The sequence below is a fragment of the Parapedobacter brassicae genome (assembly GCF_051400755.1).
Taxonomy (GTDB): domain Bacteria; phylum Bacteroidota; class Bacteroidia; order Sphingobacteriales; family Sphingobacteriaceae; genus Parapedobacter.
The window spans coordinates 357694-381435 of sequence record NZ_JBLFFL010000002.1; the positions used below are offsets into that span (position 1 = coordinate 357694).

The 23742-nt window shown below is 52.7% G+C and carries 21 protein-coding genes and 1 tRNA gene; 13 read left to right on the forward strand and 9 right to left on the reverse strand.

Features of this window, described 5'->3' with window-relative positions; genetic code table 11:
- Positions 1-102: 102 nt before the first annotated feature.
- A complete protein-coding gene (locus ACMGDE_RS06890; protein ID WP_436832035.1) occupies positions 103-3231 on the forward strand; it encodes a SusC/RagA family TonB-linked outer membrane protein in 3129 nt (1042 codons plus the stop codon).
- A gap of 10 nt (positions 3232-3241) precedes the next feature.
- On the forward strand, positions 3242-4732 hold the full coding sequence (locus tag ACMGDE_RS06895) for a RagB/SusD family nutrient uptake outer membrane protein (protein ID WP_436832036.1): 1491 nt from the start codon (positions 3242-3244) through the stop codon (positions 4730-4732).
- A gap of 45 nt (positions 4733-4777) precedes the next feature.
- On the opposite strand, the gene ACMGDE_RS06900 is transcribed toward ACMGDE_RS06895, so the two are convergent.
- From ACMGDE_RS06900 to ACMGDE_RS06920, 5 genes are all read right to left on the reverse strand, one after another.
- The gene (locus ACMGDE_RS06900) at positions 4778-6904 is read right to left on the reverse strand and encodes a response regulator (protein ID WP_436832037.1); all 2127 of its coding nucleotides are present in this window, start codon (positions 6902-6904) and stop codon (positions 4778-4780) included.
- A 106-nt stretch (positions 6905-7010) separates the two neighbouring features.
- A complete protein-coding gene (locus ACMGDE_RS06905; protein ID WP_436832038.1) occupies positions 7011-8003 on the reverse strand; it encodes a YihY/virulence factor BrkB family protein in 993 nt (330 codons plus the stop codon).
- An 8-nt stretch (positions 8004-8011) separates the two neighbouring features.
- A complete protein-coding gene (locus tag ACMGDE_RS06910) occupies positions 8012-8419 on the reverse strand; it encodes an acyl-CoA thioesterase (RefSeq protein ID WP_436832039.1) in 408 nt (135 codons plus the stop codon).
- On the reverse strand, positions 8419-9462 hold the full coding sequence (mltG, locus tag ACMGDE_RS06915; protein ID WP_436832040.1) for an endolytic transglycosylase MltG: 1044 nt from the start codon (positions 9460-9462) through the stop codon (positions 8419-8421). The genes ACMGDE_RS06910 and mltG overlap by 1 nt, the downstream gene beginning before the upstream one ends.
- Positions 9463-9493: 31 nt before the next feature.
- Complete coding sequence (locus ACMGDE_RS06920) at positions 9494-10252, reverse strand: PASTA domain-containing protein (protein WP_436832041.1); 759 nt, start codon at positions 10250-10252, stop codon at positions 9494-9496.
- A gap of 195 nt (positions 10253-10447) precedes the next feature.
- Between ACMGDE_RS06920 and ACMGDE_RS06925 the strand changes: the two genes are divergently transcribed.
- Entirely contained in the window at positions 10448-11452 is a 1005-nt protein-coding gene (locus ACMGDE_RS06925; protein WP_436832042.1) for a D-alanine--D-alanine ligase, read from the forward strand.
- Positions 11453-11473: 21 nt separating this feature from the next.
- Here the strand turns inward: ACMGDE_RS06925 and ACMGDE_RS06930 are convergent, their stop codons facing one another.
- The gene (locus ACMGDE_RS06930; RefSeq protein WP_436832043.1) at positions 11474-12574 is read right to left on the reverse strand and encodes an MBL fold metallo-hydrolase; all 1101 of its coding nucleotides are present in this window, start codon (positions 12572-12574) and stop codon (positions 11474-11476) included.
- An 86-nt stretch (positions 12575-12660) separates the two neighbouring features.
- Positions 12661-13497, reverse strand: coding sequence for an alpha/beta fold hydrolase (locus tag ACMGDE_RS06935; RefSeq protein ID WP_436832044.1), 837 nt, complete (start codon positions 13495-13497; stop codon positions 12661-12663).
- A 158-nt stretch (positions 13498-13655) separates the two neighbouring features.
- On the opposite strand from ACMGDE_RS06935, the gene ACMGDE_RS06940 reads away from it, so the two are divergent.
- The 3 genes from ACMGDE_RS06940 (at position 13656) to obgE (ending at position 15378) form a co-directional block, all read left to right on the forward strand.
- A tRNA-Arg gene (locus tag ACMGDE_RS06940) sits at positions 13656-13729 on the forward strand.
- Positions 13730-13792: 63 nt separating this feature from the next.
- Positions 13793-14377, forward strand: coding sequence for an adenylate kinase (locus ACMGDE_RS06945; protein WP_436832045.1), 585 nt, complete (start codon positions 13793-13795; stop codon positions 14375-14377).
- A 2-nt stretch (positions 14378-14379) separates the two neighbouring features.
- Complete coding sequence (obgE, locus tag ACMGDE_RS06950) at positions 14380-15378, forward strand: GTPase ObgE (RefSeq protein WP_436832046.1); 999 nt, start codon at positions 14380-14382, stop codon at positions 15376-15378.
- Here the strand turns inward: obgE and ACMGDE_RS06955 are convergent.
- The gene (locus ACMGDE_RS06955; protein ID WP_436832047.1) at positions 15375-16847 is read right to left on the reverse strand and encodes a S10 family peptidase; all 1473 of its coding nucleotides are present in this window, start codon (positions 16845-16847) and stop codon (positions 15375-15377) included. The two genes, obgE and ACMGDE_RS06955, sit on opposite strands and share 4 nt — an antisense overlap.
- Before the next feature lie 19 nt (positions 16848-16866).
- Positions 16867-17682, reverse strand: coding sequence for a 3-methyl-2-oxobutanoate hydroxymethyltransferase (gene panB / locus ACMGDE_RS06960; protein ID WP_436832048.1), 816 nt, complete (start codon positions 17680-17682; stop codon positions 16867-16869).
- An 89-nt stretch (positions 17683-17771) separates the two neighbouring features.
- On the opposite strand from panB, the gene ACMGDE_RS06965 reads away from it, so the two are divergent.
- The 7 genes from ACMGDE_RS06965 (at position 17772) to ACMGDE_RS06995 (ending at position 23730) form a co-directional block, all read left to right on the forward strand.
- Entirely contained in the window at positions 17772-18602 is an 831-nt protein-coding gene (locus tag ACMGDE_RS06965) for a universal stress protein (RefSeq protein ID WP_436832049.1), read from the forward strand.
- Positions 18603-18612: 10 nt separating this feature from the next.
- Positions 18613-19497 carry a methylisocitrate lyase gene (gene prpB, locus ACMGDE_RS06970; RefSeq protein WP_436832050.1) on the forward strand — a complete coding sequence of 295 codons (885 nt, stop codon included), beginning with the start codon at positions 18613-18615 and terminating at the stop codon, positions 19495-19497.
- A 65-nt stretch (positions 19498-19562) separates the two neighbouring features.
- Complete coding sequence (gene prpC, locus ACMGDE_RS06975; protein WP_436832051.1) at positions 19563-20717, forward strand: bifunctional 2-methylcitrate synthase/citrate synthase; 1155 nt, start codon at positions 19563-19565, stop codon at positions 20715-20717.
- Between the two features lie 34 nt (positions 20718-20751).
- Positions 20752-22212, forward strand: a complete 1461-nt coding sequence (locus tag ACMGDE_RS06980) for a bifunctional 2-methylcitrate dehydratase/aconitate hydratase (RefSeq protein ID WP_436832052.1) — start codon at positions 20752-20754, stop codon at positions 22210-22212.
- Between the two features lie 67 nt (positions 22213-22279).
- Positions 22280-22483 carry a hypothetical protein gene (locus ACMGDE_RS06985; protein ID WP_436832053.1) on the forward strand — a complete coding sequence of 68 codons (204 nt, stop codon included), beginning with the start codon at positions 22280-22282 and terminating at the stop codon, positions 22481-22483.
- Entirely contained in the window at positions 22480-22914 is a 435-nt protein-coding gene (locus ACMGDE_RS06990) for a PIN domain-containing protein (protein ID WP_436832054.1), read from the forward strand. The genes ACMGDE_RS06985 and ACMGDE_RS06990 overlap by 4 nt, the downstream gene beginning before the upstream one ends.
- Positions 22915-23034: 120 nt before the next feature.
- Positions 23035-23730, forward strand: a complete 696-nt coding sequence (locus ACMGDE_RS06995; protein ID WP_436832055.1) for an RluA family pseudouridine synthase — start codon at positions 23035-23037, stop codon at positions 23728-23730.
- Positions 23731-23742: the final 12 nt, after the last annotated feature.

Sequence of the window (23742 nt, forward strand, 5' to 3'; positions counted from 1 at the left end):
TTTGCCCGATTAGCTTATCAAGTTCTGCATCGCCTTCATGTGGTCCGCTATCAACTATCCTTCAATCGACTGTGCTTAATTATACATTATGAACGATACATTATGAAAAAAAAATCGCCCGTTAAATTTGCACGCCTAAGCATCGTAATCCCCTGGGTCTTGGCTTCGGCAATAATCCCATGTAGTTATGCCCGCACGCTCTCCGCATCGGAAACCATTTTTCCCCCCGTTACTAAACCCATTCAGCAAACCGTTACCGGACGGGTCGTCGATGCCGCTGGCGCTCCGCTACCGGGAGCTACGGTAGGCGTAAAAAACACCAGCACACAAATACGTACCGATGAAGACGGACAGTTTTCCATCGCCGTAACCACCCAAAAGGCGGTATTGGTGGTCAATTATGTCGGCTATGAAACGGTGGAAGTACCCATGAGCACCACCTTTATGACCATTACCCTCAGCGAGCAGCAAAACGCGCTTGATGAAGTGGTGGTGGTTGGCTATGGCACACAGCGGCGAGCAGACCTTACCGGTGCCGTCGCGACCATTGATGCGGCGGAAGTAAACAGGGGCATCAACCAGACGGTTTCACACGCGCTGCAAGGACAGGCACCGGGTGTGACGGTCGTGCAAAACTCTGGGGAGCCCGGAGCCGGGGTGGAGATCAGGATCCGCGGCGCGGGATCAATCAATGACAACAGCCCGCTGTACGTCGTCGACGGCATCATCGGCAGCATAGGCAATCTGAATCCCGCCGATATCGAAAGCATATCTGTCCTCAAAGACGCCGCATCTGCCGCTATCTATGGCGCCCGCGGTGCAAACGGAGTGGTGATCGTCACCACCAAAAAGGGCACGAGGAATCAAAAGACCACCATCAGCCTGAACACCAACCAAGGGATACAGCAAGTGTGGAAAAAACCCGAATCGCTTCGAGCCGAAGACATGGTGCTGGTGCATAAAGAAGCGCTGACAAATGACGGTACACCCGCCAGCGAATCAATATGGGAGTACTACAACAATCCGCAAAACGGCATCACCCGCACCGATTGGTTCGATGAAGTATTCCGTACCGCCTACAGTTCCACGCAAGACCTGTCTTTTGCGGGCGGCACCGACCGCTCCAATTTCCTGTTCAGCATGGGCAATACCAATAACAACGGCGTGGTAAACGGTACATACTACAGGCGGTTCAACTTACGTATCAACAGCCAGCATGAGTTGTTCAAAAACTTTTCGGTGGGCGAAAACATCATGTTGGCCGTCACCACAGCGAAAGCAGCCGAATTGCGTGGGGCGTTTGATGGTGTACTCAGCTCGGCATATTTCAATATGCGGAATATCCCCGTATGGCAAGATGAGGCAAACGACATTTACGGTGCGCCATCGGGCGATTTCCCCAACCCGGTTGCCTCCCTCAATAGCCGGGACAACCGCAGCAGGGGCATCGATATCCGGGGCAATTTCTATGGCGAGTACAAGCTGCTCGACTTTATCACGCTCAAGTCGGACTTTGCCTACAGCCTGGGCCAGTCAAAAGGGAAGTATTTCCTGGCCATTGCCCAAAATGGCGGCCGCGGCTTGAATCAAAACAGTTTATCCGAAAACTTCAACAACAGCGACACCTGGATCTGGAACAATACCGTCAGTTGGGACAAGCAGCTTGGCGGCCACCACCTCTCCGGCACTGCCGGCATGTCATTGGAACGCGGGAACAACGAATGGACATCCAGCGGGACGGCCCAGCAATTCAGCAATCAAGATCCCAGCCTGCGCTATTTCGACAATGCCGGAGCGTTTCCGGACAACGTGGGCGGAAGCGCTGATGATTATTCGCTGATGTCTTATTTCGGCAGGGTATCGTATGCTTATGATGACAGGTACCTGCTGACGGCCAATATCCGCAGGGACGGTTCATCAAAGTTTGGCCCCAGTAACCGTTGGGGTACCTTCCCGTCCGTTTCTGCGGGATGGCGGATTTCAAACGAAGCGTTTTTCTCGCCGCTCCGCTCCGTTATCAATGAGTTCAAGATTCGGGGAAGTTGGGGCCAGCTTGGCAACGACAAGATTTCCAACTACCAGTATTACAGTACCATCAGTAGCGTAGGATCGCCTACCTTGAACGGAAGCATCGTCGCCGCAGTTGCCCAAAACCGGTTATCCAATCAATCCATCAAATGGGAAGTTACCACGCAATCCGATGTCGGCGTAGACATTGGCCTGCTGAACAATAGGCTATCGCTGGCGTTCGACTATTACGACAAGCTTACGGAAGATATCCTGGTGCGCGTGCCCCTGCTGGCCTCCTATGGGGTTTCCACCGCACCTTTTGTCAATGCGGGCGAGGTATCCAACAAGGGCTTTGAAGTGTCCGCGAGCTATTCGAGCACCAACAGTAAAGACTTCACATACCGCATCACCGGCAACGTCGGCCATGTCAAGAATGAACTGGTGTCCATGGGCGTTTCCGGATCCAATGCGATATTCCTGTCCGATTACAAAAATACCAGTGTAGGCCGGATGGCCGAAGGCGAGCCCCTTGGCCATTTCTATGTGCTGCGTGCGCTCGGCCTGTTCCAAAGCGAAGCGGAAGTTGCCGCGTATACGAACGCTTCCGGCGGATTGATACAGCCCAATGCGAGGCCGGGCGACATCCGATTCGAAGACGTCAATGGCGATGGCGTCATCAGCGCTGACGATCGGACGATCGCCGGAGACAGCTTCCCCTCACTCACGTATTCGGCAAATTTCGGGGCCGCGTACAAGGGGTTTGATTTCGATATGATGTGGCTGGGTAGCAGTGGCAATGAGATTTTCAACGGGTTGACATTGGGCGGCAAGCTCATGCAGGGCACCAGCTACAACAACGGTACGGACATCCTCAACCGGTGGACGCCAAGCAACACGGGTGCCGACGTTCCACGCGTATCCGTGCGGGACCTGAATAACAACCGGGCCTATAGCACATTCTTTATCGAAGATGGCAGCTTTCTACGGATGAAGTATGCCACCTTGGGCTATACCTTCCAAAACGGACGGGTCATCGGCGATCGCATCTCACGGCTGCGACTATTCATGACCGCGCAAAACCTCGTTACGTTCACTGACTATTCAGGTTTTGACCCCGAAGTCGGCGCCGACTCCGGAACGAGCGGCAACATGTACGGGGTAGACCGTGGCGCGTACCCACAAGCAAAATCGTTCATTTTTGGTGTAAACCTCAATTTTTAACGTTACAGTCATGAAAAGATACCTTCATATATTCCCTATTCTGATGCTCGCATTCGGTTCATCTTGTTCCGATAGTTTTCTGGAAAACGAGCCGCACGAACTGACCGATGCCGTATTTTGGCAGACTGCCGCCCAGGCCGAAAGTGCGTTGGCCGGGGTCTACACCCCCCTACAAGACGAGGAAGCCCTCGGTGGGGAGGAGTGGTGCGGCATGGAAGCCTTCAGCGATATCGGCTACATGAACGATAATTATTCGGATTTCATCGCCATGAGCGAGTTCCGCGCGCTCCAAAACACGGAAAACGACCTCAGTTTAAATAGCTACCGCTCCTATTTCCAGGTTATCAAACGGGCCAATGATGTCTTATACAACGTGCCCAACATCCAAATGGACGAAACCCAGAAACGGCGGATATTAGGTGAGGCCAACTTCTTGCTCTCCTATGCGTATTTTACATTGGTCCGGCGGTATGGCGGCGTGCCGATCTACCATCCTGAAAACAGCGACGCCGCGACGGTGAGGGGTTCAGCAGCTGACGTGTGGGCGGCGATAGAAAGCAGCCTCACAGCCGCAACAGGCCAGCTCGTGATGCAGCATGAACCAGGACGGCCCGGGCTAGGCGCCGCCTGGGGCTTATTGGCCAAGGTGTACGCCTACCAGGGGAAATGGGCCGAATGCCGAACCGCCGCTGAGCACGTCATCAGCGATGGTTTCCACAGCTTGCACAGCTCCTATGCCGAACTCTTCTCCCTTGAACATGAGACCGCAAGCGAGCACCTTTGGTCACTGGGCGCACGGTTTGGTTCCTATCCCATCACGCCCATCCTTTACCTGCCAAACGACGTATGGGGCGGCAATCACGAAGAACAATTGGGTGCCGGCTGGCGGTTGGTGAGCGCCACTAACGCGTTTTATGACAGCTATCAAGCCGGTGATATCCGGCGGCAGGCCACCGTGGCGAAGCGCAATGTCGACGTCGTCACCTACAACGGTACCACGGACGTGCTCCGCGCACCAAACAACCAGTCGAATGTCGTATGTATTAAGTTTATGCAGCCCTACGCCATCCGGTATGAAAACTGGGATCCCGGTCTGGACGTACCCGCCTTACGGCTGGCGGATGTCCTGCTCCTTCATGCCGAGGCCATCATGAACCTCAATGGCGGCGGCCCCACCAATCGCACGGTCGGCGTTGCCGAAGCCGCAGCGTCATTCAACCAAGTGCGCACCCGGGCAAATTTAACGCCTATCGACGCACCTACGTTCAACGACCTAATGTACGAACGCAAAATGGAACTTGCCTTCGAAGGCGGCGACCGGCATTTTGACCTCGTCCGGTGGGGCTTGGCGGCGGAGGTGTATAACAACGCACCCGCAGAAGGAAGCTATAAGCCTGCGCGGACGTTCAATCCGGCCGTGCACAGCCTGCTGCCCTATCCGCAAAACGAAATCGATGTCAGCAATGGCACGATTCTTCAAAACCCCGGATACCAAAACTGATAAGCATCCGGTCCACCAGGGGCTGTCTAAAAAGGCAGCCCTTTTTTATTGGGCCAGTGCTTTTAGTATGGTCTTGACGATCTCCGTCTCGGTAAAGGGCTTTTCAATGAAGCCGTCAAACGCTTCGGCATGGTTTTCTTCAGCATATTTCAAGGTCGACATGTCAGCGGAAATGGCCAATACCTTAACGGCCTTGAACCGTTCGTCGTTTCTGATTTTTTCAAGCAACTGCACACCGTTCATACCCGGCATATTAATGTCTGTGATGACCATGTCGAATGCGCGCTCGTCTAAAAGGGTTAATGCGTCTGCCCCGCTATTGACCGTATGCACATTTCCGATGCCTTTGAAGAACTGCTTCATGAATAGGATGTTTATCGGATTGTCATCCACCACCAATAACTGAAGATCAGCGGGTAGGTCCGCTAATGTGGCTATGCGTTGTTCCTGAGCTTCTATTCGGCTTTCTGCACACGGGATATCAGCAAAAAAAATGGAGCCTTTTCCATATCTGCTCTTCAATCCGATTGTCCCGCCCAATTCATCGACCATCATGTTCGTAATATATAGCCCCAGACCGATGCCCCCGGTGTGGGGATTGGCCGTGAAGTATTTGCGAAAAATCTGGCGTTTGTCTTGCTCCTTGATGCCTATACCGCTATCTTCAACTTCAATATGCAAGTAGGGTGTTCGGTTTATCTCCGATACGGAGGCCCTGAAAATGATCTCCCCTTTTTGTGTATATTTAATGGCGTTGCTCAAGAAATTCGATGCGACCTGTTTTATCCTGAATTCATTACTCAACAGGCTCAACCGCGGATCAAGGTCAATTTGGGTGTGAAGCAACAGTTTTTTCAGTTCAGCCTGGTCCCTGTGCAGGGCGACAAGGTCGTGAAATGACCCGCTTGGATAAAAGCTTTCTACGGCAATATTGCCTTTGTTCGCTGCTTCCAGTTTACTCAAACTCAATATATCCGAAACGTTGTTGCTGATGATGTTAATGCTATAGTAGGCCGAATCGATTAATTTTTCGTCGGCGTTATCGGATTTTGTTCGGTTTTTGAGCAAATCGATAATGCCGAGCAGGGAATTCAGCGGGGTGCGGATTTCATGGCTGATATTGGCCAATACGCTGGTTTTTTCCTCCGCTAACCGGGCGGCATAGTCTTTCTCGTCCCGCAGCTGGCGTTCATACGAGGTGGCATAAACTTGGTAGTACACCAAGGCTACGATCATCAGGAACATGAGGACCAACGCAAAGATCAGTTGTTTGCCGAATAGATTAGTGTTTTCTTTGTACAGCGAAAAGTCGTTTTCTTTGGCCTGGCGCAGCAGGTAATGATCCAAGTTTCTAATACTTTCTACACTTTCTTTCAATCCGTTAAGCAAATCGAGATTGGTGGTGATCAACTGCCGTTCCTTTTCCCGAAGGCGCAAAAATGTGTTTCGAAGCTGATTGATGTTGCTTACATAGGATTGTGTGAGTCCGGACTGCGCGACCGATAGGTTTTCTTTGAGTAAGGACACCTGTTTGACATCAAGTTTATGATACTCACTCGGTATGACGATCGTATCGTCTTTTGAATTGAAAATCCGTTGAAGCAAGCCGGGCCTTTTCCTGACGATGGTATCTCTTGTGGTGATTTTCGTGGTATCGATCAGCACCTGATCAACGATGGATTCGAGCTTAGGCCGCGCAGTCGGTGCTAGGTTGACGGTGCTGTTTAATAGGTTCAATGAATCATGGGTATGCAAGACCAGCATGTCGACCCGTTTTTTGAGTCTGGCGAATTCGAGGGCAATTCGTTGTTGATCTGCTACTTTCAGCGCTGAACTATTCAGTGGGTAGTTGACGATAGGCAGCGATTCCATCGAATCTACGAAAGCCTTGAGCAAGTTGAGCTTTTCAATATAGCTGTTATAGCTGCTATCACCGAAGTCTAACGTATATAAGCGGAAGTTATTTTCTGCTTCGCTGTAGGTCGAAAACAGGTAATTCAGATTCTCCGTGCCCGCTTGTCGATTTTGGTATGCGTCCTCCAGCCGGTTTTCGAGCGCCCGGTATTGGCCGTACTGGTATACGAAAATGGCCCCGATGATGAGGAACAGGATTATAAAGCAACACAGTAAAGCAATTCTTACCGTGGGGGTATTTTTAGTGTTTTGTTTCATGGTCAAGCGGTTGACGTATCTAGGCACGGCCAACTTACCGCTAAGGAGGGCAAAAGTATGCCAAAATTTCCTCTATCGCAAAAAAATTAATTGTGCGATGGGGGTTTTACCTACGCGCAGTATCTTCTTCAGCCGTTTTGCCCGATTTGAATGCGTTGAAGGGGCGGGGCCGCACAATCTTGATGCTTTGCTTGGAGAGGGCAATGGCGGCGTTGAGTTCGAATCCGACCAGCAGGATCAGTGAGTTGAGATACAACCAGACCATGATGACGATCAGGGTGCCAATGGAGCCGTAAAGCTTGTTGTACGCATTGAAGTTGTTGATATAAAAGGCAAAACCCGAAAAGGTCAGTATGGCTAAAATGGTGGCCAGCGTGGCGCCCGGACTGAAAAGCTTCCATTTCCTCGACGATGCCGGTCCGAATTTATACAGGATGCTGACCGTCAAAAAATAAATACCGAAAAGGATAAGCCAACGGGAAGCAGCGATGATGAATGCCCAAAATGCCGCGTTGAACTCGATATTCTTTCGCAAATAGCCAATAACATAATCGGCAGCGGTAAAGATGGTCATGCCGGTGGCCAATGCGATGACGATCATCAAGGTCAAGCCGATGGCTACCAAGCGCTGAAAGCCCCAGCTGCGGCTTTCGATAATCAGCGATGCCTTGTTGAAGGCGAGCATCAACGAACTCACCCCGTTGGTCGCAAAGAAGGTAGCCAAAATAAAACCAATGGATAGCAGTCCGCTATTTTGGTTCTTTACAATATCTTCCAACGTGGATTCGATCGCCAGGAATGCATTTTCAGGCATCACCACTTCCATGAAATCGAGCAGCTGCTGCTGAAAATTACGAATGGGGATGTATGGTATCAGCGTAAATACGAAAATGATGCCTGGAAAGATCGCCAGCATGAAGTTATAGGCCAGGGATGATGCTTTATTAAGGATAGACTCGCGGGCAATTTCCTGAAAAAAAAATGTCGCAACGGTATACAGGGGTAGCGAGCCGAACCCAGGCAGCACGGCGACCTTCGTCCATTCGATCAGAACATAGTAGGGCTTGAACCTCAATAATGTGCGATGCGCCCAATTCATTTGTTTGGTTATTCAAAATATGGCTGCAACTTACCGATGAAATCGGCAGGCGCCGGACAAGGTTTATTGCGCTTCATGTCCACGAAAACCAGTGTGGTGCTGCCCGTATTCAGCAACACCCCCTGTTGGTTGGACAATTCGTAGTCAAATCGGATCTTAACGGTGGGTTTTTCTTTCAAATGCACCGTTACGATAACTTCCTCATCATACCTCGCCGGTTTAAAAAAGCGCGAATGCAACTCGGTTACAGGCAGCATGATGCCGCTTTCTTCGAGTGCTTTATAAGAGAAGCCTAAGCTCCGAAACAGCTCAACCCGGCCCACCTCATAGTACGTTGCATAGTTGCCGTAATATACATACCCCATTTGGTCGGTTTCGGCATAGCGAACTCTCACTGTTGTCTCAAACGTATACATTAGCGCATGATGTTTCGTTCGTTGAGTGCTTGCTGGAATTTGCGGGCGTTTGCGTTGTGTTCAGCCTGTGTCACGGCAAAATTGTGATAACCCGAAAAATCATCCTTGGCGACCATATAAAGGTAATCATGCTGCCGGTAATTCAATACGGCGTCGATGGATGCGATGCTGGGCATCATGATGGGACCGGGGGGCAATCCCCTATATAGGTACGTGTTATAGGGCGAGTCCATCCGCAGGTGCTTATACAGCACACGCCGTATCGTGAAATCGTTGTTGGCAAAGATGACCGTCGGGTCGGCCTGGAGCAACATGCCCTTCCGCAGCCGGTTCAGGTACAATCCGGCAATGGTCGGCATTTCATCGGTGTGCAAGGCCTCGCCTTTCACAATAGAAGCCAATACACTGACCTCCTGTGGGGTCAGGTTGAGCTGGGCTGCTTTTTCCTTGCGCGCGGCGCTCCAGAATCTTTGGTATTCTTCATGCATCCGTTCCGCGAAACGTGCCGTCGACGTATTCCAGTAAAACTCATAGGTGTTGGGGATGAACATGCTGAAGAAGTTCTCGCGGTCGAATCCGTATTGCCCGGCGAGGGTGTCATTATTCAGCAGGTTGATGAACGCGAGGGAATCCGGTTCGAGCTGCCCCGCCAAGACCGCCGCCAGGTTTTCCTTAAGCCTGACATTCTCGAAGCGGAGGTTCACCGGTTCCTGAAAGCCCCCGCCCAGTTTGTTGACCAGCGTCCGGTTATTCATGCCGGGTTCCAGCTTGTATTTTCCCGGCTTCACACGGGTGGGATAGTCCATCTTTGTGGCAGCCCAGCGGAAAGCGGCCGTATCTTCCACCGCATGGAGTTCCCCGATGCTCGTCATCACATCTTCAAAGTCCCAATGCGTATAGACGTACAGGTATTCGGTTTCCGCCGTGACATTAGGCGCGAAAAAACCTTTATAATATCGATAGGCGACGATGCCTCCGGCAACCACCACCACGGCGGCGATCAGCAGCAGCACCCTTACACTTCCTTTTTTCTTCTTTTCCATATATCATTTATACCCATTCACCGATCACCCATCACTGATTCGCCAGCGCGATATTAATCGGCGTACCGATGCTCACGTTGGGGTCTTCCGGTGTAGGCGTCTGCGTGATCACCACTGCGCTGAGGCTGTCAGAGATCAGTCCCATGTAATTGACGTTTCCCAGGGTCAGCGAATTTCCCTGAAGCGTAAAACGTACCTGTTCCAGTGTTAGACCGGTCAGGTCAGGCACCGGCACTTCGCTGGACCCCCGGCCATCGCCCAAGACCAAATCGATGGTAGATCCCTTTGGGATCGGTCGCCCGGCATTCAGCCGTTCGCCGCCGAACTTCACGTCGAGCACCACATCGCGCGCAATATCGGGGATGTAGGTGGTGTCGCCCAGTTTAAGGCCATAGCTGTTGATGACCGCTCGGGCTTCGACGAACGTTTTTTCCACCAGGTCGGGGAAGGCCACTTCCGGTGCGGTGCGGGTGATGATCGTCAGGTAAAGGGTACGGTTTTTCTTTACTTTGGTGTTGGGATCGGGGTCTTGGTCGATGACCGTACCGGGCCGTGCATCTACCTGATACACCGAGTCTACTTCGTATTCAAAGCCCTGGGCGCTCAATTTTTTTACAGCCTCGTCAATGAGGATGCCCTTTAATTCGGGCACCGGCACCGATTCGTTGTGACGCGTATATTGGCGGAGGCTGAAAACGATGAGCAGAAAGAAGACCGTTAGCCCAATGAGTGCGGCAATGAGGTTTTTCCTAAACGTCTCTGTCCGTAGGTACTCGAAAAATTTTACCATGGTTTAATCCTATTCATATCGGCGCTGTGCGCTATTTCGTCTACCATTTAGCAATATTAGCGCCATACTTTGCCCGCCGCTATTTAAAACAGTATAGCCGCAGCAAACTTAGATAAAGTTGCTTTGATATGCAAGTATACCGGAGGGCTTCTGCGGCTTGCATATCACCGTCAAGTTAGCTAAGTTTGCCGAATTATGAAGACAAAAATTGCCTTGATCACCGGCGGGTACACAGCCGAATCCGAAGTTTCACTGAAGAGCGCATCATTTGTTTACCAACAATTAGATAAGTCGAAATACGAGGTTTATCCCATCACCATCACGACCACCAGCTGGTTCTATGTAGCGGATAATGGGGTAAAGTATACCATTGACCGTGATGATTTTACACTCCCGTTGGACGGGCAGGTCATCCGTTTTGACCTCGCCTTTATCATGGTGCATGGCTCGCCGGGAGAGGATGGCCGTCTGCAAGGGTACTTCGACCTGGTGGGACTGCCTTACACGTCCTGCGATGCACTGACCTCGGCCCTGACGATGAACAAGGCATATACGAAGGCCGTGTTGGCAGGGATACCGGAGTTGCACCTTGCCAAGTCGGTACAGTTGTTTGAATCCCAGCGCGCGGAGGCTGCCGCCATCGTGCTGCGGGAACTGTCATTGCCCTATTTCGTGAAGCCGAATGCAGGGGGAAGCAGCATCGGGATGACCAAGGTGAAGGCGGCGGACGAGCTGGCTGAAGCCATTGAAAAGGCCTTCAATGCGGAGAATACGGGTAAACAGGTGATTGTGGAAGAGTTTGTAGAGGGGAGGGAATTTTCTGTCGGGGTGTATCGGCGCGCGGATGGCCTGTTTGTGCTGCCGGCGACGGAAGTGATCACCGAGCGGGAATTTTTCGATTTCGAGGCGAAGTATACACCGGGACTGACCGAGGAGGTGACCCCCGCAAACCTGTCACCGGAGCAGCGCACCCGCGTCGAACGATTGGTGAAGGCGATTTATACCCGGTTAAACTGCGGGGGCATGGTGCGCATCGATTATTTCCTGGAAAAAAATACCGACCGTTTCTTTTTTATCGAAATCAACACCGTACCCGGACAAACGGCCCAAAGCTTCATTCCGCAACAGGTCCGGGCAGCCGGTATGACGGAAACCGAATTTTATGGCGAATTGATCGAACAATCGCTCCGTGGTCACTAATCACCGACCACCGGTCACCAATTACCGCACCTGTTCCCACCAGGGGGCAAATACCTGCGTGCTATCCTGAAGGTAAACGGGTTGGCCGATCATGGGGGTCAGCAGCGATGCACCGGCGGCTTTGCCTGCTGCTGCCACGCGGATCAAGGGCTCATCCCACGCATGCATAGCCAACGAAAATTTGCTGTTATGGACGGGCAAAAGACGCTTGGCACGCAGATCTTTCGCCGCGAGCAGTACTTGTTCGGGGAGCATGTGGATGTATATCCAGGACGGGTTATACTGTCCGTCTTCGAGGATCGCCAGATCAAACGGACCGTATTGCTTGCCGATGGTTTCAAAATGGTTGCCATAGCCACTGTCGCCGCCGATGAAGATGCGGTAGGAAGGACTATTCAGCACAAAAGAAGCCCATAAGGAGCCATTACGCGTGAAACCGCGACCGGAAAAATGCCTGGCCGGTGCAGCGGTTAAGCTAAATCCGGCATCCAACGATGTTTGCTCATGCCAATCGAGTTCCGTGATCTTGGAGGCCGGATAACCCCAGTATTCGAGGTGCGCCCCTACGCCAAGCGGACAGATCACCCGCTTCACCCGCGGCACCAATTTTTTCACCGTATTGTAGTCGAGGTGATCCCAGTGATCATGCGTGATGATCAGGTAATCAATGTCGGGCATGTCTTCGGCGTGATAGCTGGTGGTGCCGGGGAAGCTCTTTGTGGTAAACGATACCGGCGATGCGTTGCCATTGAAGACCGGGTCGACCAAAAACCGCTTGCCATCGGCTTGGAGAAAATAGGACGAATGCCCAAACCAGATCAGCGCGTCCGTTTGCAAATCGAGTGCGTGGAGGTCGGTTTTAACATGCGGAATGGGGTCTACGGGCACCTGCCGCGGTGTTTTGTCAATCAGAAAACTCCATAAGACGGTCAGCATATTAGCCCCTTCGGCAAGGCTCGGCGTATTCTCCAGGTTTTGGAAGCGCCCGTTTTTGAAGTTAGGTGAATTTTTCATCCGTTCCAAGCGTTCGCCTGTAGGCGCTTTGCCAAAGGGCGGCTGCCGGGTGAAAATAAAGACAATAAGCGCAAAAACGGCGAGAACAGCAAAAAGGTATAGCAACATTCGCTTGATGGTTTTTATCATGTCGGGGTAAGGCATCGGCACAAATTAACCATACGCGGGTAAAAAACAATGGATACAGCGGATTTTTACATTGGGTTGATACGATGCAAAAAAGCATTCATCTCCGCATTGAAGCGATCGGTGTCTTCCAGGTTGGGCAGGTGACCGCATTCAGGAAATTCGACATAGGTGGCGTCCGGTATCTGCGATACCAGGATGTCGGCCTGTTCCCGAGTGCATAGTTTATCCTCCTCACCGCGGATGACCAACGTAGGAACAGCGATATCCTTCAAGCTGTCTGTGGTATCGGTGCGCGAGGCCAGCGCAAGCAAGGTAGCGCAGACGCTGCTCTCCGTATTCCGGCGTATGCTGCTTTTGATCAGGTCCACGGCCATGCCGTTTTCCGCAAGGCTTTTTTGGGAAAACACATTATTGACAAAACCGATGGAAAACGCGCGGTTGCCGTTCTTAAGGACGGATTGGATGCTGTCAAATCGTTTTTGTTTAGCAATGTTGTCATCCGCCAGGGAGTTGGTGTCACTCAGGATGAGGCCAGCGAAGGCATCCGGCTGGATCTGATAGGCCCGCAAGGCGATGTATCCACCCATGGAGACTCCGCAAAGCACGGTCCGGGCAATCCCCAATTTCCGCAGGAACACCAGCAGGTCCTTTGCAAAGACATCGATACTGAAAAAACCATGACCCATCGTACTGTTGCCATGGCCGCGCACGTCTATCGCGATACCCATCGTATCGGCGGGCAGCGATTCCAGTTGCGGTATCCACATGTTCTTGTTGAAGGGGAAACCGTGTACGAAGACGATTGTTTTTTCGGGTTTAGCGGCTTCTTTGGATAAATAGCTTATGCTGATGTCTCCGATGCGAATGCGTTTTCTTTTGATTAGGTTTTTATTGTATTCCATGTGTGTGACAACAACAAATGAGCAGATTAGTTTTAGCTCTTTAAAAGTAATAAAATCAGCGCAATGATCCAATATAATTCCATTAATACCCTGTTTTTTCCAAAAATATTTCAGTTATATCAATCAAGTTTCTATCTTTGCAGACCGATTCGGGAAATGCGCTTGTAGCTTAATTGGATAGAGCACCTGACTACGGATCAGGAGGTTAGGGGTTCGACTCCCTTCAAGCGCACATGTTTCACTCAGATAGCCTAATCAGAATTGCGGTTAGGCTATTATTATTTACGCGCAGACTATGCTAAACCTTGTTTTATTTGGCCCTCCGGGAGCAGGGAAAGGTACGCAATCGCAAAAGCTTATCGATCACTATCAGTTGGTGCACATTTCAACCGGCGATTTATTCAGGGCACACATCAGCAAACGGACCGAATTGGGACAGCGGGTGAGCCAGCTGATCGCCGATGGCGAATTGGTGCCCGATTCGATTACCATTGCCATGCTGGAAGAGGAAATCGATAGGAATCCCCAAGCGAAGGGTTTTATCTTCGATGGGTTCCCGCGTACCGTGGCACAAGCCGAGGCGTTGGACCGTTTCCTGGAGTCGAAACGCAGCCGTATCACCGGTGTGATCGCGCTGGATGTTACGGAGGAAGAATTGACCGAACGCATTGCCAAACGCAAAGCCACCAGCAACCGCGCCGATGACGACAGCGAAAAGCTGAAAAAACGGATCGAAGAGTATTTCAGCAAGACCATTCATGTACTCCCCTATTACGAACAGCAGGGCAAGCTGACGAAGGTAAACGGCATCGGTGAGATCGAAGCCATATTTGGCGAAATAAGGACAATCATTGATCGGTGGTCGGTGGCCATCACATAAAAATGCCACAGGGTTCAAATTTTGTTGATTACGTAAAAGTATGCTGCCGCTCGGGAAAAGGGGGGGCTGGCTCTGCGCATTTGCATCGCGACAAATTTACGGCTAAGGGCGGACCCGATGGCGGCGATGGCGGCCGGGGCGGTCACATCATCTTAAAAGGAAATGCGCAGCTGTGGACCTTGCTTCACCTGAAATACCGCAAACACATCATTGCAGAAGATGGGTTGCCGGGAAGCAGTGCGTTGAAACATGGCGCCAACGGCAAAGATGAGGTGCTGGAAGTGCCGCTCGGGACGATTGCCCGGCACGCCGATACCAATGAAGTCTTATTTGACATCACCGAAGATGGTGAAACGAAAGTGCTGACCGCAGGCGGAAGAGGTGGATTGGGCAACTGGCATTTCAAGGGGCCTACGCAGCAGACCCCCCGATTTGCGCAGCCGGGCGAACCGGGTAGCGAAGAGTGGATGATCCTCGAACTGAAGGTGTTGGCCGATGTGGGCCTGGTCGGTTTTCCGAATGCCGGCAAATCCACGCTGCTCTCGGTGGTATCCGCCGCGAAACCCGAGATCGCCGATTACCCGTTCACCACGTTGGTGCCCAATCTAGGTATCGTTTCCTATCGCGATAACAAGTCGTTCGTCATGGCAGATATTCCCGGCATCATCGAGGGGGCATCCGAAGGGAAGGGCTTGGGGCACCGGTTTCTGCGCCATATCGAGCGCAATTCGGTGCTGCTGTTTATGATTCCGGCGGATACCAACCGAACCATCGCCGAAGAATATGGGATTTTATTGAATGAACTGATCGCTTTTAATCCCGAGTTGAAGGACAAACCCCGTATCCTGGCCATTACCAAATCGGACATGCTGGATGAAGAACTCCAGCGGGAAATGGAGCGGGAACTCCCTCAAGGAATTCCCGTGGTCTTTATCTCCGCAGTCGCCGGTAAAAATATCCAGCAGCTCAAAGACCTGATCTGGCAGACCATCACGGGTTAATATTTGGCGGGTGCACCTTTTTCGGGTGTGCTTGCCTTGATAAAGCTACGGATATCCTCATTTCCCTTTTCAAGATCTTCCTTGCGTAAGTACATCATGTGGCCGCTGCGGTATCCCACGAAGCTCATCCGGTCTGCCAGCTTCCCTGACGGGTCCATCTGCCACAGGTTATATTGGGCATTGAAGTAATCACAGGCGCCATCATAGTAGCCCGATTGCACCATCACATGCAGGTAAGGATTTTGCGCCATGGCCTGCCGCAGGTTTTCGCCCGTATGGTCGTCGCTCCCGTCCCATGGGTGCACATCGCCGAACATGTTGTATTTCACATCCGTTTTGAAGTTGAGCTCGTTGCGCATGTAATGGTTGATGGCCGGCGTAAAGGCATGCAGCCAGGTGGTCAGTTCCGCATTGAAATCGGGGCGTTCGCCTGCATCCCGTCGGTCGATACCCAGGTAGCGCGAATCCAACCGCCCTACCGTATATCCACTGTCGCGCAGGAGTTCCTTCCAGAAGAGGGAGGTCGAGATGTCCAGGTTGTTTTGAAGGATGACCTTTTCGGGCAATCCTGAATAGTGCGCTATCTTGGCTGCCGCGGCCTGTTTTTCAGCTGGGCTCAGTGTGCCCCCTTTTACCAGGGCAGGCAGCAACTCGTTGACCGCATACTGTTCTACCCCGGGCAACATATCGGTGAGGTCCTGTTGCTGGAGTTCGGCAGGCAGCCGCTTATGAAACCAAGCGGTAGCCGCAAAATAGGGGAGCCGCAAGGCCACCTCGACGGGACCGCCCCGCTCAATGCCCAAGTCTGTCGGGGAGACGAGGATGACGCCGTTGAGGTACATCCATTGGCTGCTTTGCAGTTCCAGCGCCAGTCCAGATACGCGCGTGGTGCCATAACTCTCGCCGATGAGGTATTTGGGAGAGGGCCAGCGGTTCTGGCGGGTGACGAAGGTGTTTATCCACTCCGCCAAGTATTTGATGTCGGCGTTTACCCCGAAAAACGTGGATTTATCCGCTTCCTTGTCGAGGATGCGTGAGTATCCGGTGTTGACCGGATTGATAAAGACAATGTCTGCCACATCCAATATGGAATAGGGATTTTTCTTGATGCCATAGGGTTGGATGGGATACCCTTCATCATCTATTTCGAGCAGTGCGGGACCGGTATAGGCGATTTCCATCCATACCGAAGCCGAACCCGGACCGCCATTGAAGGAAATCACCAGCGGGCGTGTTGCCCGGTCGGCGATGCCATCACGTTCGTAATAGGTGTAATCGACTGTGGCGATGGCCTTCCCATCTTTGTTCCACACCGGTTGGGTACCTTTGTAGGCCGTGTAGTTGATGCGCTGACCTTTGATGCTGGTTTCATGTTTGGTCATGATCACCGAATCTGCTGGTATTGTCGGTTGCGCGAATGTAAGCAGGCTCACCGATACGGCGAGCAGCGTGGTTAGGTGGTACTTCATATCGTTAATTAATGCTGTTTCAATACTGTTCGTTTTCATTCGGAAATGCCGAAGACTTCACATCGCCGATGTACCGGCCTACCGCGTCGCCGATTGCTTCATACAGGTTGAGGTATTGACGCAGGAACTTAGGCTTGAATCCTTTATTGATGCCCAGCATGTCGTGCACCACCAATACTTGTCCGTCGCAACCGGCACCAGCACCGATACCGATGGTCGGTATCTGGAGGCTATCGGTCACTTCGGTGGCCAGCGCTGCCGGAATTTTCTCCAACACGATGCCGAAACAGCCGGCGTCTTGCAGCACCTTGGCGTCTGTCCGGAGTTTGTCGGCTTCCGCTGCTTCCTTCGCCCGGACGGTGTAGGTGCCAAATTTGTAAATGGACTGGGGTGTCAGGCCGAGGTGGCCCATCACGGGGATGCCTGCATTGACGATGCGCTGCACCGCTTCCCGGATTTCGATACCCCCCTCTACTTTGAGCCCATGGGCGCCCGTTTCTTTCATCACCCGCACGGCGGCTTTCAGCGCATCACTGCTATCGCCCTGATAGGTGCCAAAAGGCAGGTCTACGATGACCAGTGCGCGCTTGGCGGCGCGGACCACCGCCGATGCGTAAAACATCATCTCTTCCAGCGTAATGGGTACCGTGGTTTCGTACCCGGCCATCACGTTGGCAGCCGAATCACCCACTAAAATGATATCGATCCCCGCATCGTCCAATATTTTGGCCATGGAATAATCGTAGCCGGTGAGCATGGCTATTTTTTCGCCACGGGCCTTCATTTCACGGATGGTATGGGTGGTGATACGTTTGATTTCTTTGTTTACAGACATGACACAAACGTAGCAAAAAAACAGGAATCCCCGATTTTTTGCGGTATCTTTGTTAACACAAAACTTACCATTTAGTTGTAATACAGACCATGAATACCATATTAGTCCCTACTGATTTTTCAGAAAATGCGTTTGTGGCGGCGGAGTACGCCTGCGCATTGGCCAACGCGACGAAGCAAAAAGTGCAACTGTTGCATGTCTATATCGCCCTGTATTCGGGCTATGGAGAAGAGGGTAATAGTGTCAAGCAAATCAAATGGGCGGAGACCGAATCGGTCGAAGTGATGAAGGATTTGGTGGAGACCCTGGTGAAGCAGTTTCCCGGCGTGGAGATCGAAGGGGAGTGTGCCAAGGGGTTTATGATCGAGGTGGTCACCGAAAGACTCAAGAAAGGCGGAATTTCGCTGGTCGTGATGGGGACCAAAGGGGTGACCAACATTACCGAAAGTATCTTGGGAAGCACCACCTATGAGGTGCTCAAGAAGTCGCCCGTACCGGTGCTGGTTGTTCCGATCAATACACCGGATTTTGCGTTCCAGCGCGTGGGTTTCTTCACGGCTTATGATGATGATGAGCTGGATGCCCTGTTGGCACTCCAGCAGGCGGTCAACCTCCGGCCGCACCTGTCCATGCTGCACTTTTACCGAGAGGGGGAGGCAGCGCCAGAGAAGGAATTGGAGCGCTGGCGGCGGAAGGTGGAAGAGGCGTATGCCGACTGGGGCGTTTCCTGTAAGGCCATTCCGGTCGAGAAGGCCGACATCAACGCCGTCACCCAAGCCGCCAAATCCGAGCACCTGGATCTATTGGTGTTTGCGCGGCCGCACAGGTCGTTTTTCCAAAAGATTTTCGCGCCCAGCCTGACCAAGGCCGTGGCGAATTATCCGACGGTTCCGTCCTTGTTTATCAAGACGGGGCACTAATTAGTCCATCATGAACCGCAATTTATCATCCGCCGGTGCGCGCTGGCGCGCCGCCATGAACGTCGAACGACCGCTGCAGGTCGTTGGTGCGATCAATGCCAATCATGCACTGTTGGCCACGCAGGCGGGGTTCAAGGCCATCTACCTTTCCGGCGGAGGCGTAGCCGCAGGCTCGCTGGGGGTGCCCGATCTTGGCATTTCGACGTTGCATGATGTGCTCATCGACGTGGAGCGCATCACCAATGTGTGTGACACGCCTTTACTGGTGGATGTCGATACGGGGCTCGGTCCTTCGGCCTTCAATGTAGCCCGCACGGTGAAAAGCTTGGTCAAGGCGGGCGCCGCGGCGTTGCACATGGAGGACCAAGTAGGCGCGAAGCGCTGCGGCCACCGGCCGAACAAAGAGCTGGTCAGCAAAACAGAGATGGTAGACCGCCTGAAAGCGGCGGTAGACGCCCGTACCGATGAGCAGTTTGCCATCGGGGCACGTACGGATGCCCTGGCGAATGAAGGGCTGGAAGCGACGCTGGAGCGGGCGAGGGCCTATGCCGAAGCAGGGGCCGATTTCATCTTCGCGGAGGCCGTCTCCGAATTGACGCAATACCGTGCGTTCGTCGACGCAACGGGACTTCCCATCCTGGCCAATATTACCGAATTTGGGATGACGCCACTGTGGACGGTTGCCGAATTGGCCGATGCGGGCGTGGCCTTGGTGCTGTATCCGCTATCGGCGTTTCGGGCCGCCAATAAGGCAGCGTGGAATGTCTACGCACATATCCGGCAGGACGGTACGCAGCAGCGCGTGCTGGATACCATGCAGACCCGCGCCGAATTATACGATAGCATCGGCTATTATGATTTTGAACGAAAGTTAGATGAACTGTATGGCCGATGAAGGGTGGTCGGTGAAGGGTGGTCGGTGGTCGGTGATGGGTGGTCGGTGAGCAAAATACAAAAATGATGAGCGATAACAAGCAGCAAACGGCGTTCAAGCCGAAGAAATCAGTGGCCTTGTCGGGTGTAGCGGCGGGCAATACCGCCCTGTGTACCGTGGGCAGGAGCGGCAACGACCTGCATTACCGGGGATACGATATCCTGGATTTGGCCGAGGGGGCATCCTTCGAAGAAGTGGCTCATCTGTTGATCCATGGGAAGTTGCCGAACAAGGCGCAGCTGTTGGCGTATCAAAATAAACTGAAGGCATTACGGGGACTGCCCCAGATCGCAAAAAAGGTGCTGGAGCAAATACGGGCTGCCGCACATCCCATGGATGTGCTTCGCACGTATACATCACTGCTTGGAACCATCTATCCGGAAAAAGACGACCATCATCCAGTGGGCGCCCGGGACATCGCCGATAAGCTGTTGGCCTCCTATGCATCGGCATTATTGTATTGGTACCATTATGCCCACCACGGCAAACGCATCGACGTGGAAACCGATGATGAATCGACCGGTGCACATTTCCTGCACCTGCTGCACGGCAAGGTACCTTCCTCGGCCTGGGTCGATGCCATGGCCATATCCCTCAATCTTTATGCAGAGCACGAGTTTAATGCCTCTACATTCACCGGGCGGGTCATAGCGGGCACGGGATCGGATATTTATTCCTGCATTACGGGAAGTATCGGTGCCCTGCGGGGCCCGAAGCATGGTGGCGCCAATGAGGTGGCTTTTGAGATCCAGAGCCGCTATGCAGATGCCGAAGAAGCGGCGGCCGACATTAAACAGCGGCTCGAGCGAAAGGAGGTCATCATCGGTTTCGGCCACCCGGTATACACCATCGCCGATCCGCGGAATGTGGTCATCAAAAAAGTGGCCCGGCAGCTGTCGGAGGCATCGGGCGACATGAATCTGTATGCCGTTGCCGAGCGGCTGGAAACGCTCCTATGGGAAGAGAAAAAGATGTTTCCCAACCTGGATTGGTTTTCGGCTGTATCCTACCACCAGATGGGCATACCGACGGCTTTTTTTACGCCGCTTTTCGTCATTGCCCGGGTCACGGGCTGGAGTGCCCATGTCATTGAACAGCGGGAGGACGGCAAGATCATCCGGCCCAGTGCAAATTATGTAGGACCCGATAACCAGTCATTTACCCCACTCGAGCAGCGATAACCAATCACTATTCAACAATCACCATTCACCACTCATGTCTTCACCCATTTCAAACGTCCGTCCGGAAACAGATCGAGTTATTACCGATGTGGTAGACTACACACTCGGCTATGAGATCAGGAGCGATCTCGCCTTCAAAACAGCACATTACTGCCTGCTGGACACGCTGGGTTGCGGGTTTGAGGCGCTTACCTATCCGGCATGTACCAAGCTGCTGGGTCCCGTCGTCAGCGGAACCGTCGTGCCGCACGGTGCCAAGGTACCCGGTACACCGTATCAACTGGATCCCATACATGCGGCCTTCAACATCGGGACCATGATCCGGTGGCTGGATTTCAACGATACCTGGCTGGCCGCGGAATGGGGACATCCATCGGACAACCTGGGCGGTATACTGGCTACCGCCGATTGGCTATCGCGTACGGCCGTAGCCAACGGCAAGGCGCCCCTGACGATGCGCGAGGTTTTAGACGCGATGATCCGTGCACACGAGATACAGGGGGTGATGGCCCTGGAGAATTCGTTCAACAGCGTCGGCCTGGACCATGTGCTCTTGGTGAAGCTCGCCTCCACGGCGGTGGTGGGCAAGCTCTTGGGCCTGAGCCGCGATGAGCTGATCAACGCGGTGTCGCTCGCCTTCGTGGACGGGCAAGCCCTGCGCACCTACCGGCATGCACCCAATACCGGGAGCCGCAAGTCCTGGGCCGCGGGCGACGCGACCTCCCGCGGGGTGCGGTTGGCCCTCATGGCGCAGACGGGGGAGATGGGCTACCCCTCCGTGCTGACGGCAAAGACCTGGGGTTTTTACGATGTGCTTTTCAAGGGGCAGGCGTTCCGTTTCCAGCGGGCGTATGGCGCCTACGTGATGGAAAATGTGCTATTCAAGATATCGTTCCCGGCGGAGTTCCACGCGCAGACGGCCGCGGAGGCGGCGATGACGCTGCATGGCAAGCTCAGGGAATTGGGTAAGACGATCGCAGATATCGAGCACATACGCATCCGCACGCATGAAGCCGCCATGCGCATCATCGATAAGAAGGGGCCTTTGCATAATCCGGCCGACCGCGACCATTGCCTGCAATACATGATCGCGGTGCCGCTGATTTTCGGCAGGCTGACCGCGGCAGACTATGAAGATGCTGTGGCGGCAGACCCGCGTATCGATCAGCTGCGCGACAAGATGAACACCGTCGAAGACCCGCAGTTTACGCGCGACTACCATGACCCCGAGAAGCGGTCCATCGCCAATGCGCTGACGGTGACGTTGACGGATGGATCGGTATTGGATGAGGTGGTTGTCGAATACCCCATTGGCCATAAGCGTCGCCGGGAGGAAGGCATGCCGGTGTTGATTGAAAAGTACAAGACCAATCTGGCCCGGATATTTTCAACCAAACAGCAGCAGCGGATTCTCAACGCTTCCCTGGATATCGATCGACTGGCCGCGATGCCGGTGCACGAGTTTGTGGACCTGATGGTGGTCGGCGGCCGGTGATGGGTGGTCTTTGATTGGAGAATCCCTGCTTGATTTTGGTACTTTATTTTATTATCTTTGTTTCACTATGGTTATCGAGCGTACAGACAAAGAAATCATTTTCCGATTACCGGTGGACACCGATATCCGCGGTTTACAACGCATTGTCAATTATTTCAAGTATAAAGAAACAGTCAAGGCAAGCGAAGGAACGGAAGAACAGGCCAACAAGCTTGCCAACGAATCAAAAAAACGTTGGTGGGCCGAAAATAAGCAACGCTTCATTAAATGAATATCGTTGTAGACACTAATATCGTTTTCAGCACGCTCCTCAACCCTAAATCTTCCATCGGGGAAATCCTGATGAACCTACAAGACAAATTCATATTTTTCGGGCCGGAATTGTTGATTGATGAGCTGCAAAGATATGCACCCAAAATAGCCGCATATACCAAACTTACTCCGCATCAGCTTACTCAAATGGAACAATTGGTGCTATCTAGTATCACACTGGTCTCGGAAGAACTCATTAGCGAACGGTCTTGGACAACTGCTTACGAGCTTGCTAAAGATATTGACGAGGATGATACGCCATTTGTCGCTTTGGCATTGGAATTAAATACCAAACTATGGACGGGCGACAAAGTCCTTGCCAAAGGACTGCAGAAGAATGGATCGGACCTTGCCATCACTACGACAGAAATGAAGAATATTTTGAAATAAAGGTTAGTTACTATACTGCACTTATGCTTTTTGTTTTTCGGGTATGTCCAGCGTGATTGGTCATTGATGGACTGACCAAAAACCATTATCTTTGCCGGCGTAACGTGAAGATACTGAACTATGCCTATTACCGATAAAGACGTCATCTACGAAGATAATCACTTGCTTGCGATCAATAAGCGCGCCGGATACCTCGTGCAAGCCGATACCGGCGGTGATGAATCCATGGAGCAGATGATCAACCGGTACCTTACCCAAAAGTATAGCAAACCCAACGGAGCTTTCGTGGGCGTGGTACACCGGCTTGATCGTCCGGTAAGCGGCTTGATCCTATTTGCCAAAACCAGCAAGGGTTTGGAGCGGATGCAGGAGCTTTTCAAAGATCGGGAGATTCAGAAGACATATTGGGCGGTGGTGCGCCAGCCGCCCGCGGAACCGGAAAATAAATTGGTGCATTGGCTGTCGCGCGACCGTACGCAGAACATCACCAAGGTGCATGCCGAGACAGCCGAGGGCCGCGTGTATGCAGAGCTGTCATACAAACTGCTGGGGGAACTGGGGGGCTACTACCTGATCGAGGTTTATCCGGTGACCGGCCGCACGCATCAGATACGTGCCCAGCTTGCATCGATGGGATGCCCCATCGTGGGCGACCACAAATATGGCTACCCGAGAGGAAGTTTGCGGCGGACCATCTGCCTGCACGCTAAAAAGTTGTCGTTTGTCCACCCGATCAGGAAGGAGCCGATGGAGCTCCATGCGCCGCTGCCAAAAGATGGCTTCTGGGACCGTTTTGAGGTATTCGATGACAAGTAGGTGATTCTGATG